The sequence below is a fragment of the Erythrobacter sp. RANMB8 genome (assembly GCF_056848235.1).
This window is the reverse complement of record NZ_JBREHG010000003.1, coordinates 80658-94268: the sequence shown is the minus strand read 5'-3', so window position 1 is coordinate 94268 and position 13611 is coordinate 80658. Positions and strand designations below refer to the sequence as shown.

The following is a 13611-nucleotide window of genomic DNA, read 5'->3' as shown; positions in this document are numbered from 1 at the left end:
GCCGCGCGGGTCAGAAGGAAAACCAATGTTCGACACGAAAACCGTATCGCTGGAGTGGGGCGGAAAGACCCTCACTCTGGAAACCGGGCGTATTGCCCGTCAGGCCGATGGCGCCGTGCTGGCGACCTATGGCGAAACCGTGGTGCTGTGTGCAGTCACCGCCGCCAAGTCGGTGAAAGAGGGCCAAGACTTCTTCCCGCTCACCGTCCACTATCAGGAAAAGTTCTCGGCTGCCGGGCGCATCCCGGGCGGCTTCTTCAAGCGTGAACGCGGCGCGACCGAGAAGGAAACGCTCACCAGCCGCCTGATCGACCGTCCGATCCGTCCGCTGTTCCCCGAAGGCTTCTACAACGAAATCAACGTGATCGCGCAGGTTCTGTCGTTCGACGGCGAGACCGAGGCCGATATCGTTGCGATGATTGCTGCTTCGGCGGCGCTCACCATTTCGGGCGTGCCCTTCATGGGCCCGATCGGCGCCGCGCGCGTCGGCTATGTCGATGGCGAATACACGCTCAACCCGAAGCAGGACAAGGCGCTCGCCGAAGGCCGTCTGGATCTGGTCGTCGCCGCCACCGACAAGGCCGTGATGATGGTCGAATCCGAAGCCAAGGAGTTGACCGAGGAAGAAATGCTCGGCGCGGTGATGTTCGCGCATGACGAGATCCGCAAGGTTATCGGCGCGATCATCGAGCTGGCCGAAAAGGCCGCCAAGGATCCGTGGGAAGTCGACCTTTCCGACAACACCGCCGACATCAAGGCCAAGCTCAAGGATCTGGTCGGCGCCGATATCGCGGCTGCCTACAAGCTCACCGACAAGTCGGCGCGTTCGAACGCGCTGAACGAAGCGCGGGCCAAGGCCAAGGCGGCGTTTGCCGACGAAACCCCGCAGACCCAGATGGTCGCTATCAAGACCATGAAGAAGGTCGAAGCCGACATCGTGCGCACCGCCATCCTCAAGGACGGCAGCCGCATCGATGGCCGCAAGCTGGATCAGGTCCGCCCGATCGAAGCCATCGTCGGCTTCCTGCCGCGCACCCACGGCTCGTCGCTGTTTACCCGCGGCGAGACGCAGGCAATCTGCACCACCACCTTGGGCACCAAGGACAGCGAGCAGATGATCGATGGTCTGGAAGGCCTCAGCTATTCGAGCTTCATGCTGCACTACAACTTCCCGCCCTACTCGGTTGGTGAAGTGGGCCGCTTCGGCGCGCCGGGTCGCCGCGAAGTCGGTCACGGCAAGCTCGCCTGGCGCGCGCTCAACCCCGTGCTGCCGAGCAAGGAAGACTTCCCCTACACCATCCGCGTGCTGTCGGACATCACCGAGTCGAACGGGTCGTCGTCGATGGCGACTGTCTGCGGCGGGTGTCTGTCGATGATGGACGCCGGTGTTCCGGTGAAGGCTCCCGTCAGCGGCATCGCCATGGGCCTGATCCTCGAAGGTGACGAATTCGCCGTCCTCTCGGACATTCTCGGCGATGAAGACCACCTCGGCGACATGGACTTCAAGGTTGCCGGGACCGCCGAAGGCATCACCACGATGCAGATGGACATCAAGGTTGCCGGGATCACGCAGGAAATCATGGCCAAGGCGCTGGAGCAGGCCAAGGCCGGTCGTCAGCACATCCTTGGCGAGATGGCCAAGGCGCTGACCGGTGCCCGCACCGAAGTCAGCAAGCACGCCCCGCGCATCGAGACGATCCAGATCGACAAGTCGAAGATCCGTGACGTCATCGGCACCGGCGGCAAGGTGATCCGCGAGATCGTCGCCGAAACCGGTGCAAAGGTCGACATCGACGATGAAGGCGTGATCAAGATCTCGTCCTCGAACCTCGACGAGATCGAAGCGGCGAAGAAGTGGATTCTTGGCATCGTCGAGGAAGCCGAAGTCGGGAAGATCTACACCGGCAAGGTCGTCAACATCGTCGATTTCGGCGCTTTCGTGAACTTCATGGGCGGCAAGGACGGCCTCGTGCACGTCTCGGAAATGCGCAACGAGCGGGTCGAAAAGCCCACCGATGTCGTCTCCGAAGGCATGGAAGTGAAGGTCAAGGTGCTCGAGATCGACCAGCGCGGCAAGGTCCGCCTGTCGATGCGCGTGGTTGACCAGGAAACCGGCGAAGAGCTGGAAGACACCCGTCCGCCCCGCGAACCGCGTGAACCGCGCGGGGACCGTGGCGGTGATCGTCGCGGGCCGAAGGGCGATCGTGGCGGTCGCGGCGGTGACCGCGGCGGTCGTGACCGTGGCGGCGATCGCGGTGGTCGTGACCGTGACAGCGGCCCGGCCGGCCTGCCTGACTTCCTGAAGGACTAAACGCCTCGTCAGAGGTATAAACAGCGGCCGCCCGGAGCGATCCGGGCGGCCTTGTTTTTGGGATTTGACCGATGCTCAAGCGCGAACTGATCGACACGACGCAGATCGAGGATGGCGTAACCCTCGAACTCTACAGCCATGGCCGCGATTTCATGATCGTGCTCGGCCGCAACGAGCTGATGAGCACGCGGATGCGCTTTTCCGAAGAGCAATTGGCCGAGCTCACCATCGACCGGCTGGGCAAGGACAATCCCCGCATCCTGATCGGCGGATATGGCATGGGTTTCACCTACCGCGCCGCCGCCGCAAGGCTGGGCGACAAGGCACAGATCGTCATCGCCGAGATTTCCGACAGGATTGTCGAATGGGCCAGAGGGCCGATGGCGGAACTGACCGGCGAGAGCCTGTCCGACCCGCGCCTCGATCTGAAAATCTGTGATGTCGCCGCACTGATCGACGATGCCAATGACGGAACCTGCGCCAAATTCGACGCGATCCTGCTCGATGTCGACAATGGTCCCGACGGGTTGGTGCGCGACGCCAATAACCGGCTCTATTCGCGCACCGGTCTTGCCAAGGCCCGCGATGCCCTGAAGCCCGGTGGCATCCTCAGCGTATGGTCGGCTGCCCCCGATCCGGCGTTTCGCAAGCGGCTGAAGGATGCAGGGCTGGAGGTTGAGGAACGCGGCATCCGGTCACGCCCCAATAACAAGGGCGCACACCACACCATCTGGTTCGCTCAGAAGTCGTAGATCAGCGTCACGCGGCTTAGCGTATCGGTCTGCACGGCTCCGCGCGGCGGGTTGCTGTCATACTCGATGGCATAGGAAAACCGCGCTGACAGGCTGTTGTTGATCTTGGCATTGAGGCCGGTGATCAGATCGAGTGTGGTGTTGCGCGAATCCACAATGGCGATGGCCGAACCGCCCGTTTCGGCAACCGCATTGGTATCCTGCGTCAGCTTCAGCCGGTCGGTTATGCTCCAGTCGAAATCCACGCCGATCAGGCCGGCGATCCGGCTTTCGCTTCTGCCGTCGACAAATTCGGTGACGCGATAGGCAGGCCCCGCTTTGACCGAAAGCTGGATATCGTCCTTTTTCAGCGCCTGGTAACCGATCCCGCCGGATACCGCATAGCGGCCGGAAAAGCCCTGAAAACGGTCGCGCTCGTATTGCCCGAGCGCATAGACGTAGAACGTCTCGGAGATGTTGATATTGGGTTCGTAGCGGGCGAGGAACTGTTCGCGGGTGGTGACCCCGTTGGCGCGCTGGTAATCGACCCGTCCCGTGAACCGGTGCCGCCAGTTGATGCCTTCGCGGTTGGCCGTAAGCCCCGTCGTAATTCCCGTATTGGACGTGTTGCCGGTTGCCCGGAAGGCGCCGAATTCTCCTTTGCCGGACCAGTTCTCGAACACGCTGGCGGAGCGGATGCGGGCTTCCTTTTCGGCTGCTTCGGCGGCCTTGGCCGCGGCGACGCGCGCTTCGAACTGGACGAGCATTGCGTCGATTTCGGCAATGTCTGCCGGGTTGGTGGCGCGGGCAATCTCCGCGACTGTGCGCACCTTGCCTGCATCGCCAGTTGCGATGGCGGCGTCGATCATGGCCCGCACCGGTTCCGGCAGTTCGGCACGGGCCGTCGCCGGGTGGAGGATCAGGACAACCGCAGCAAACACGCCTAGCGGGCGATGCGACATCGACACCTGATCTCTCCTCCGGATCTTAGCGTACGCGCGGTCCGCCAAACGGCAGCGGCGGAGGCGGGCGGCGCACGCCGCGCGGCAGCTGGGCCTGATAGGCGCGGCCGCAATGCTCCACGCAATAAGGGAAACCGGGGTTCACCTGCTCGCCGCAGAAGTGGAAATCCGGCTCGCCCGGGTGACCCATGGGCCAGCGGCAGACCTTGTCCGAGAGATCGAGCAGGCTCGTTTTTCCGGCGATTTCGGGGCTGGGCTTGGCCGGCACCAGGCGGCGCGGCGGGGCAGGGGGAATCGGAGCCTGCTGGTCGCCGGGGCCCTGACGCAGGAAGCCGCCGGGGCCAACCGAAACGATCTTCGGCAGATCTGCCTGCGGATTGGGCATCGGCTGCGACGGAGCGCCGGCGGCTTCGCTTGCCGGTTCGGCGCGGACAGGGGTTGCAGCCGGACGCGCAACCACACGCTCGGGCGCTTCGACGCGCTCTGCCGGTTCGGCACGTGCCTCCGGTGCGGCCCGCACGGGCGCGGCAGCCGGCTTTTTGGCGGGCGCGGCGGCCGGCTTTTTCTTGTCGTTCGCCTTGACCGGAGACGGGCGGGCCTTGAGGCCCAGACGGTGCGCCTTGCCGATCACCGCATTGCGGCTGACCCCGCCGAGTTCGGCCGCGATTTCGCTGGCGGTGGCGCCGCCTTCCCACATTTTCCTGAGCGTTCCGATACGCTCGTCAGTCCAGCTCATATGATCTACCTGTTCCTGTCGCCGTTCCGGCCGCTTGTCAGGGAAGGTGTTGCAGCCTAGGCAACCGCCATGGCTGAAACTGCTCCCCGACAATCCGTCGCAAACGCTGCTCCCGTGAATGAAAAGACGTCTGCTGACAAGACCGGCGGGAGCACCCGGTTTGCCCCGCGCGGTATTCCGGTGATTACCGGGATCAACCGCGTGGGCCTCTATGCGCTCTATATGAAGGAGGTGCGCCGGTTTCTCAAGGTTCAGACGCAGACTATCTGGGCCCCGGCCTTCACCACGCTGCTGTTTCTGGTGATCTTCACCGTCGCTCTTGGGCGCGAAGGGCGCGAGGTGCTGGGCGTGCCCTTTGCAACCTTTGTTGCGCCGGGTCTGATCGTGATGGCGATGATGCAGAACGCGTTTGCCAATTCGTCGTTTTCCCTGCTGTCGGGCAAGATGCAGGGGACGATCATCGATCTGCTGATGCCGCCCCTTTCGCCGGGCGAACTGATGACCGGCATTCTCGCCGCTGCAATCACGCGGGCGATCGCAGTCGGGTTTACCGTGGCGCTGGCGATGGCGCTGTGGCCGGGCGTGTCGCTGGCGATCGCGCAGGTCTGGGCGGTGGCGTGGTTCGGGCTGATGGGCGCTCTGCTGCTGGCGACCATGGGTCTTGCAACCTCGATCTGGGCCGAGAAGTTCGATCACAATGCCGCGATCACCAACTTCATCATCGCGCCGCTTTCGCTGCTGTCAGGCACGTTCTACGTCATCGGGAACCTTGATCCGGCCTTCCAGTGGATCAGCCGTCTGAACCCGTTCTTCTACGTGATTTCGGGCTTCCGGTATGGATTTCTGGGGCAGAGCGATATCGGTTCTGCACAGCAGGTTGGGCTGGCCGCAGTCGGACTGCTGGCGCTAAACATCGTGCTGGCGGCAGTCGTTTATGCCGTGCTGCGATCGGGCTGGAAACTGAAGAACTGAAGGATCAGTGGGTCAGGGAGCGGCGCATCCGGTAACGCCCGTCCTTGAAAGCTTCGAACAGCTGTCTCACCGTCGGATGATCGACCGGACCGCCCTGCGGGTCGGCGATCAGGTTGCCCTGGCTGACATAGGCAACATAGGACGAATCGTCATTTTCCGCGAGCAGGTGATAGAAGGGTTGGTCGCGCCGCGGGCGCATCTCTTCAGGGATCGACTGATACCATTCCTCGCTATTGGCGAAGACCGGGTCGATATCGAAAACCACCCCGCGGAAGGCAAACAGGCGATGGCGCACCACGTCGCCGATGCTGAACCGGGCGCGCGTCTGGCGCGGCGCACTGATCGTGCGTCCTGCCTGGGTGGAAAAGAACTCGGCGCGTTCCATGGCGCGCAATATGGACCTTCCCTGCCGCAAAACAAGCAAGCGAGCATGGCGCTTGGGAGATATGCCGGCATTTTGTGGCTTTTCGGCACTTGGCAAGGCGCAGGGCTTGGGCTAACGGGCGCGCTTCGTGTTGCCCGCCGCACCGACCATGCGGCCCGAACAGCGGCAACCGGCCTCGCGGAGAGGTGGCAGAGTGGTCGAATGCGCCGCACTCGAAATGCGGTTTACCGGCAACGGTAACGTGGGTTCGAATCCCACCCTCTCCGCCAATCGCCCTTTTCCGGCTGTTTCTCTCCGCTTCAATAGCATTCAAAAACAATGGTTTTATGCGCCCTTCGTGTTTCGGGCTATTGCATTCCGATGCGATCCGTTGCAACTTCGTGTGGGTAAGGGTGTGGGGAAGGAAAAATGGGCAATCTCACCGCCAACATGCTTCGGGGGTCGCTTGAGCCGGGTCGCCATCATGATGGCGACGGACTGTTCCTGAACGTCACCCCAAGCGGTGCCCGGTCATGGATCTGCCGGGTCCAGAAAAGTGGTCGCCGCAGGGATATCGGACTCGGCAGCGCGAAGAAAGTGAGTCTCGCACAGGCCCGGCAACGGGCAGCTGAAGTTCGCGCGCAGGTCGAAGCCGGGATCGACCCGGTGCTCCAGCGCAAAAAGGCCGAGGGCATCCCGACCTTTCGTGAGGCGGCGGCCAAGGTCTTCAACGAGAACAAGAAGAGCTGGAAGAACAAGAAGCACCGGGGCCAGTGGCTGACCTCGCTTGAGGCCTATGCCTTCCCCAAGATCGGCGACATTGCGGTGAGCGACATCGAAAGCTCGCATGTCCGCGATGTGCTGATAGCTATATGGCTCGACAAGAATGAGACGGCGCGGCGGGTGCGTCAGCGAATCGCGATGGTGATCGATTGGGCGATCGCCAAGAATTATCGTGCGCATCCCCTGCCGATGACAGCGCTCAACAAATCCCTGCCGAAGCTCCGCAAGCGTCAAAGCCATCACCGGGCGCTGCCCTATGCGCAGGTGCCGGGCTTCATGGCGATACTGCGCGAGCGCGAGAGCATTGGGCGTCTCGCTTTCGAATTTCTGATCCTGACAGCGGCGCGCTCAGGCGAGGTGCGCGGCGCGCTCTGGTCCGAGATCAACCTTGAGGAGCGCACCTGGACCATCCCGGCGGCACGCATGAAAGCCGATCAGGAGCATATCGTCCCCCTGTCCGATGCTGCGCTAACGGTGCTCAAGAAGGCGAAGGTCCACAAGCAGAAGGACAACGACCTCGTGTTCCCGGGCACGCGCCATGCCAAACCGATGTCGGACATGACCCTGACCAAGATTTGCCGCGATGCCGGGGTCGACGCTGTGCCCCATGGCTTCCGCAGCAGTTTTCGTGACTGGGTATCGGAAGAGACCGATTTCGACGGCGACATCGCCGAAATGGCCTTGGCGCATACAATCGCCAATCCGGTCGAAGCCGCCTACCGCCGCGGTAACCTCTTGCAAAAGCGTCGTAAGATGATGGATGAATGGGCTTCATATTGCAGGGTAGACGTACGCAGAGAAAAATGAAGCTGAGTCGTAAGGAAGAGTCAGGGCTCGCGAGTTGACCGCCATGCCGCAGCCGACGGATACTGCCGACCATCTTGAACCGGTCGATACGGGCTTCGTAGCATTCTGCTATGCTGAACGCATTGAAACGCCTTTGAACCTGCTGGGACAGGCTGTGATTGATCTCATCATGTCTGGCGTCGATCGCTCGAACATCCAGAAACCATTTAGAACGCGTGAAATGGCTGGCGTATCGTTGCTCCCAATAGCTGTATACGCACCACCTCTGCTTCCTGCGGGCTTGGTGGCGAGCATGGCGCCGCTGCCTCTGACCGTGATGGCAGGCTGGCTCCTTTCGCCTTTTGTCAACTCCGTGTGGACACGGTATCAAACGCCCGGCGAGGCTAAATACAGCGAACTTGCCAGCTGCGCGTCTGACGCCGGTCAAAGACGTTATGTTCGGGCTCTCGAAGAATACCGCGATTGGCTGTCTCAAACGCCCGACCAACTCTTCATACGATCGTCCAACGGAGGTCTTCGGCCCATCACTAAGGAGGAGCACAGAGCCATCCAAGCAGACCACGGGCGTCAGCTGCTCCTCAGTAGCGATCGCAGCGGGTGGCCGAAGGTCCGTGGCCGTCCCCTACCCGGCGGTAAGCTCATGGTCTGCTTGCGCGGACGCAGGGCGAAGTCCCTCCTGACCTCGATGCGCCTCATGCTGGAACAAGACGATGAAGTCTTCGGCGAAAGGGTAAAATGGCTTAGTCAGCAAGCACAAGGGCTCAACAAAGGCAGGCTGGCTCTGACAAATGGCCTGGAACTTCTGCCTAAGCTGCGCAAAGCACGGCTTGAGGGAATGAGTCTGACAGCAGTTCTCAATGACGCTGCCGAACATGGTATCGGCCACAAGGAAAGCATGATCCAGAAACTGTGGTCCGGCAATTACGTCGAATTTGAAGAAGCGCTTGAGCGTTTGCCTTTAGAAACAATGCCCTAGGTTAATCTGAAACTTTCTGAAAGTCCGCGGAATCGCTATCCGCCGGCGACTCCACAATCATCGAACACTGCTTAACAGGAGGCGATTCGATGGAACATGATGAACCAGCCGTCTTGATGACCACGGACGATCTCGTCCGGCACCTGCGCATGAGCAGGGTCACAATCTGGCGCAGGAGAGCAGCTGGGTCCTTTCCAAAGCCCTGCAAGTTCCCGGGCGGGCAATTGCGCTGGAAACGCAACGACATCGATAACTGGGTTGCCAAGCTCCCGACCCATGACCCCGTCGCTCCAGTCCTCCCTCCGCCTCCAAGCCCGCGCGATTTCGGGAGGCTGCTCTAATGGCCTTTCCAGAGACCCCACAGCCGCTTTTCGTTCTGCCCGCGCATCCGCTGGTGATCCGAGGCCACGCCACCTCACTCATTGTCGCTTGCGGGCGCACGGGCCCATGCTCGCCTGTCTGCTGCGGCGGTACGTTGAACTTCGGCGATGTCTCGGTGCATCTGGCATGCGAGCACGCCCATAATCTGGCGGACCGGGTGCAAGAGGCGATCGATGCCGCCGTGCTCGGGACATTGCCACTCCCGCGCCCGAGATTGGTGCAATGACTATGGCCAGTCTGTCTATGACCGGAGCTTGCACGGGCGGCCAGTGCTCGTTGCGACGCGCTTGCCGACCTTGTCCTGAGGGATCGCGTAGAACCCACACGTTCCCCCCTTCGCTTGTCGAGCATTGCTGGGTCGCGCTGAATCAGCGGGGCCGATTACCGAATGGATCGGCTCAACCATCATTGCGACGATTAGGTCGCGGCGGGTCCTACGGGAAATCCAGACCATTATCGGATCAGGAATACAGGTCGGCACAAGAACTCGCCGGGGAAAATAGAATTACACACTCCACGCTACGTGGCGGTGTGATCTGGGCGGGCGTAGACCCGCAGAAATCCGCCATTCTAGGCTCTAGACAGGGTCATAATCGCGCCGGGAAAGCTGCCCCAGCAGCACAATCGGTCTATAGCCAGTCTATAGAACCGCCATATTTCAACAGGTTGATCTCTAGGCGGTCGCCTCTTGCCTCTGAAATCAAAGGAGGTTCCAGTGGCCAAGCTTGAACAGCTCAACACCAGCGTCTCATCTGACATCTACACCCGGTTCAGCGCCATCGCGGCCGAACGGAGTCTGTCGAACGCGGCCCTGCTCAGGGATCTGGCCGTCGAATTCATTGAGGCCGCCGATGCTGGCCGTGCCCTGTTCCAGAAGGAGGCTGCACCGCGCCTCGACACCACAGTCAGCTTTCTTGTTCATGAGCTGCGTGACCTCGTGGTCGAGCTCGACCGGGCGCAGAACGAGAACGCTCGGCTGTTCGGGAAGCTCGTGGCGGACTGGAATGGCGGCGAAGCAGCTAGCCAACGTGCCCATGAGAACATTGCCAACCAAATCCGGCAACGCAACTCCGAGGCTTACTCGGCCTTCTACCAGCAGGTCGAGAAGCTGCTTGCCGGTTTCGAAACGCTGGAGCCCAGGCTCATCGAGGCGCTCGAACCGCACCTCGCGAAGATCTCCGAACAGCTCGACAAGTCGATCGCACTCGCCAGCGAGCCGCGCCAGATTCGCGCAGTCTACCTCGGCGATGATCGCATGCTGTCGCTCAGGTTTCTGTCAGCGTGCGGAGGCTTGGTGATTGTCTTCGGTTTCCTTGTCGGCCTCATGGCACCGAACTTGTGGGACAGCTGGTCTTTGTCGCAGGCTGCCAGGCTGATCGATAGCCCGGCAGAGATGTGTCGCCTGATCGAAGCGGAATACGCCACCACCGATTGCACCGTTCCCCAGCAGGAGCGCGATCTCGGGCTGCGCGTCATCGCCCACGAGGACCGGCGATGATTACGCTCGCCTCGGTCGGCTCAGCCTCATCGGCGGCGGAGTATTACTCGGCCGACAACTACTACACCGCCGACCAGACACAGGATGCAAGCTCGTGGTTCGGTAAGGGCGCCGAGGTACTAGGTCTGTCAGGCAAGGTCGAGGAAGCGGCCTTCGTCGCCGTGCTCGAGGGCAGGCTTCCCGATGGGTCAGTGATTGCCGGGAAGGACGGCGTGCACCGCCCCGGCGTTGATCTCACCTTCTCGGCGTCGAAGTCCGTTTCGCTGGTGGCGATGCTCGGCGGCGACAAGCGTCTGGTCGAAGCCTTGAAGGACTCCGTCGCGGCAACCCTGCGATGGGCGGAGAAGAACGTTGTCGAAGCGCGGGTCTGGGATGCGGCGCAAGGACGACAGGTGCCCGAACGCACCGGCAATCTCATCGCCGCGACCTTCCTCCATGACATAAACCGGAACGGCGAGCCGCAGCTCCACGTCCATGCCGTCATCGCCAACGCGACCAAGGCCTCGGACGGCAAATGGCATGCGGTGCGCAATGACGAGCTCTACCGCGCGCAGCACGTATTGTCGGCAGTCCACAATGCCGAGCTGCGCAACCGCGTTGAAGCTCTGGGCTACGAAACCGTACCAGCCCGCAATTCCATCGATGGTGCGTTCGAGATCAAGGGGGTGACGCGCGAGGCGGTCGAAGCCTTTTCGACGCGCCGTGCCGAGATCCTGGCTGAGCTGGCCAAGGAAGACCGAGGCAGTGCGCGCGAGCGCGAACTGGCGGCCCTGTCGACACGGCGCGGGAAGGAACTGGAGCCGGATGCGGCGCGGCAGGTCGCGGCGTGGAAAGAGACCGCCCGCGCCATCGACTTCGATCCTGCGAGCCTGATCGAGAACGCTATGGCACGCGCGGCAGGTGAACAGACGGTCTGGTCGCGGGTCGTGGAGGGCATTCGCGGCATCGGCGAGCGCGGGATGGCAATTGCCAGTGCTATGGGCTTGACCCCGAAGGATGGGGACCCGCTGGTGCCAGAGCGCCTCGGGCGGCTTGAGCCCAAAGCCTTTGCCGCTGCGCAGGCGGTTGCCTCGGCCGCGCGGGAGCTGGGCGAGCGCGAGGCGGCGTTCTCCCGCAATGATCTGATCCGCACCGCGCTCGAACGACAGGGGCCAGTCACCGTCACCATGATCGAAGCCCGGATCGATCTGTTGCAGCAGCGCGGCTTGCTGATCGGCAGCGGTCCGGCGGATCGTGACCGCATGCTGACCACTGAGCAGGCGCTGGCCATGGAGAACAAGGTCATCGGTCTTGCGCAAGCAGGCAAGGACAGCGTTCAGCCGATTGCGGACAAGGACGGCATTGTCGCGCGATTGCAGGAACAGGCGCGAGCCATCGGCCTTCGCCGCCTCAATGCCGGGCAAGAGCAGGCGGGCGTCGCGATCCTCACCTCCAAAGACCGCGTGCATCTGGTTCAGGGCGGCGCGGGTGTGGGGAAGTCGGCGGCGCTAGCTCCGGTTGCGGCCATTGCGCGTGAGGAGGGGCGGCAGGTGGTGGCGCTGTCCCACGTGGGTCGGATTGCGCGGGAGTTTGGGGAGAAGACGGCCAGTCCGGCATCGACCGTGGATGCATTTCTGGCACGGTATGGGCGTGTCATCGATGGCAGTGCCAGCGCGGATAAGGTGGCAGCGGCAAGGGTGGAGCTGTCCGGTGCGCTGGTGATGGTGGATGAGGCGAGTCAGATCGGCACAGACCGGCTCGCGCGGCTCATCACCCTCGCCAATCAGATGGACATGGGCAAGCTGGTGCTGGCCGGCGACATCAAGCAGCTACCCGCCATCGAGGCGGGCAAGCCCTTCGCGCAGTTGCAGCAGCAGGATCTCAGGCAGAGCCAGATCACCGAGAACCTGCGCGCGCAGACCCCTCAGATGGTCGCCATCAACCGCGCGCTCGAACAGGGCGATGTGGGCGAGGCCTTCGCGGTACTGAAGCCTGCCACCACCGAGGTCGCTTCAGGCAAGATCCCCGATGCTGCCGCTGCCATGTGGGCCAACCTCCCCAGGGAAGAGCGCGACAATACCATCCTTCTCACGGCCGGGCGTGCATTGCGCAGCGCCGGCAATGCCGCCGCGCAGGAGGCGCTGATTGAACGCGGGGAAGTGGGCGAGCGTGGGGTGACGCTGGAAGTGCTCGACCGGGTCACCATCACCCGCGAGGGGGCGCGTCAGCTCCGGGGCTATCACGAGGGGCGGGTCGTAGCCTTCGAGACCAATCTGACCAGCCAGGGCTTTGCCTGCGGCGAACGGGGGACGGTGCTCGACGTCAAGGATGGTAAGGTCGAACTCGCCATGCCCGATGGCGAGATCCGCCGCTTCGATCCTGACCGCTTGCCCCGCAACCTCAAGCACGACGCGGTCACCATCTTCGAGCGCAAGCAGATCGCCCTTCATGAGGGGGACCGGATTCGCTGGACCGCCAAGGATGGACAGCGCGGTTTGCTCAACGGCGATATCGCCCATGTTGCCCGCATCGACGGCGACATCATCACCGTGAAGGCAGGCAACGGCCAGCTCCACGATCTGCCGCGCGGCGATCCCATGCTTGAGCGGCTCGACCTTGCCTACGCCATCAACGTCCACGTCGCGCAGGGCATGACCGCGCAGAACGGCATCATCATGATGTCCGAGCGCGAGCGAATGCTCAACACCTCGGCCTCGTTCCTGGTCGCGGTCACCCGGATCGCGGAGAACGCGGCGCTTGTGACCGACAACCCGACACGCGTCGAGCGGCAGGTTGAGGCGCGCTCTGGCGAGAAAAGCAGCGCGATCGAGACCGCCCGGGAAAATGGCCACGCTCTCCCCTCCGCGACGGAGAAGAAGGACCGTGAACTGGTCTTGGAGCGGACACGCGAGCGCAGCGAACCGGGGCGCGGATCCAGCGGGCCAGATCTGTCGCGCGACCGCGATTACGACTTCGGGATGTGACCGCCATGACGCCCCCGGATCCCTACGCCCGCACGTCCCGCACACTCGCTCGGCCTCACATGCCCACATGTGAACATGAGGACCACCGCACATGACCACACCTTCACATACTCACACCCATTGATCA

General features: G+C 62.6%; 11 protein-coding genes and 1 tRNA gene. 9 read left to right on the top strand and 3 right to left on the bottom strand.

Annotation, left to right across the window (positions count from 1 at the left end; all coding sequences use genetic code 11):
- The first annotated feature begins 25 nt into the window (after positions 1-25).
- The gene (gene pnp, locus ACU0AG_RS06715; RefSeq protein WP_482781488.1) at positions 26-2311 is read left to right on the top strand and encodes a polyribonucleotide nucleotidyltransferase; all 2286 of its coding nucleotides are present in this window, start codon (positions 26-28) and stop codon (positions 2309-2311) included.
- A 71-nt stretch (positions 2312-2382) separates the two neighbouring features.
- The gene (locus tag ACU0AG_RS06710) at positions 2383-3063 is read left to right on the top strand and encodes a spermidine synthase (protein ID WP_482781487.1); all 681 of its coding nucleotides are present in this window, start codon (positions 2383-2385) and stop codon (positions 3061-3063) included.
- Here the strand turns inward: ACU0AG_RS06710 and ACU0AG_RS06705 are convergent.
- Entirely contained in the window at positions 3051-4004 is a 954-nt protein-coding gene (locus ACU0AG_RS06705) for a DUF481 domain-containing protein (RefSeq protein ID WP_482781643.1), read from the bottom strand. The genes ACU0AG_RS06710 and ACU0AG_RS06705 overlap by 13 nt on opposite strands.
- A 25-nt stretch (positions 4005-4029) precedes the next feature.
- Positions 4030-4740 (bottom strand): GcrA family cell cycle regulator, encoded by a 711-nt coding sequence (locus ACU0AG_RS06700; RefSeq protein ID WP_482781486.1) that lies wholly within the window; start codon positions 4738-4740, stop codon positions 4030-4032.
- Between the two features lie 114 nt (positions 4741-4854).
- Between ACU0AG_RS06700 and ACU0AG_RS06695 the strand changes: the two genes are divergently transcribed.
- Complete coding sequence (locus ACU0AG_RS06695; RefSeq protein ID WP_482781485.1) at positions 4855-5712, top strand: ABC transporter permease; 858 nt, start codon at positions 4855-4857, stop codon at positions 5710-5712.
- A 4-nt stretch (positions 5713-5716) separates the two neighbouring features.
- Here ACU0AG_RS06695 and hspQ read toward each other — a convergent pair whose 3' ends face one another.
- A complete protein-coding gene (gene hspQ, locus ACU0AG_RS06690; protein WP_482781484.1) occupies positions 5717-6097 on the bottom strand; it encodes a heat shock protein HspQ in 381 nt (126 codons plus the stop codon).
- Positions 6098-6276: 179 nt separating this feature from the next.
- Here hspQ and ACU0AG_RS06685 point away from each other — a divergent pair.
- From ACU0AG_RS06685 to mobF, 6 genes are all read left to right on the top strand, one after another.
- A tRNA-Ser gene (locus tag ACU0AG_RS06685) sits at positions 6277-6366 on the top strand.
- A gap of 139 nt (positions 6367-6505) precedes the next feature.
- Complete coding sequence (locus tag ACU0AG_RS06680; RefSeq protein ID WP_482781483.1) at positions 6506-7666, top strand: tyrosine-type recombinase/integrase; 1161 nt, start codon at positions 6506-6508, stop codon at positions 7664-7666.
- Positions 7667-7700: 34 nt separating this feature from the next.
- Complete coding sequence (locus tag ACU0AG_RS06675; protein WP_482781482.1) at positions 7701-8642, top strand: hypothetical protein; 942 nt, start codon at positions 7701-7703, stop codon at positions 8640-8642.
- An 89-nt stretch (positions 8643-8731) separates the two neighbouring features.
- Positions 8732-8983 carry a helix-turn-helix transcriptional regulator gene (locus tag ACU0AG_RS06670; RefSeq protein WP_482781481.1) on the top strand — a complete coding sequence of 84 codons (252 nt, stop codon included), beginning with the start codon at positions 8732-8734 and terminating at the stop codon, positions 8981-8983.
- A 755-nt stretch (positions 8984-9738) separates the two neighbouring features.
- On the top strand, positions 9739-10521 hold the full coding sequence (locus tag ACU0AG_RS06665) for a hypothetical protein (RefSeq protein ID WP_482781480.1): 783 nt from the start codon (positions 9739-9741) through the stop codon (positions 10519-10521).
- On the top strand, positions 10518-13484 hold the full coding sequence (gene mobF / locus ACU0AG_RS06660) for a MobF family relaxase (RefSeq protein WP_482781479.1): 2967 nt from the start codon (positions 10518-10520) through the stop codon (positions 13482-13484). Before ACU0AG_RS06665 ends, mobF begins: the two co-directional genes overlap by 4 nt.
- Positions 13485-13611: the final 127 nt, after the last annotated feature.

Excerpts from the sequence above, each read along its gene's own strand:
- pnp (WP_482781488.1), top strand. The coding sequence starts at position 26 with ATGTTCGACACGAAAACCGTATCGCTGGAGTGGGGCGGAAAGACCCTC.
- ACU0AG_RS06710 (WP_482781487.1), top strand. The coding sequence starts at position 2,383 with ATGCTCAAGCGCGAACTGATCGACACGACGCAGATCGAGGATGGCGTA.
- mobF (WP_482781479.1), top strand. The coding sequence starts at position 10,518 with ATGATTACGCTCGCCTCGGTCGGCTCAGCCTCATCGGCGGCGGAGTAT.
- hspQ (WP_482781484.1), bottom strand. The coding sequence starts at position 6,097 with ATGGAACGCGCCGAGTTCTTTTCCACCCAGGCAGGACGCACGATCAGT.
- ACU0AG_RS06700 (WP_482781486.1), bottom strand. The coding sequence starts at position 4,740 with ATGAGCTGGACTGACGAGCGTATCGGAACGCTCAGGAAAATGTGGGAA.
- ACU0AG_RS06670 (WP_482781481.1), top strand. The coding sequence starts at position 8,732 with ATGGAACATGATGAACCAGCCGTCTTGATGACCACGGACGATCTCGTC.
- ACU0AG_RS06705 (WP_482781643.1), bottom strand. The coding sequence starts at position 4,004 with ATGTCGCATCGCCCGCTAGGCGTGTTTGCTGCGGTTGTCCTGATCCTC.
- ACU0AG_RS06680 (WP_482781483.1), top strand. The coding sequence starts at position 6,506 with ATGGGCAATCTCACCGCCAACATGCTTCGGGGGTCGCTTGAGCCGGGT.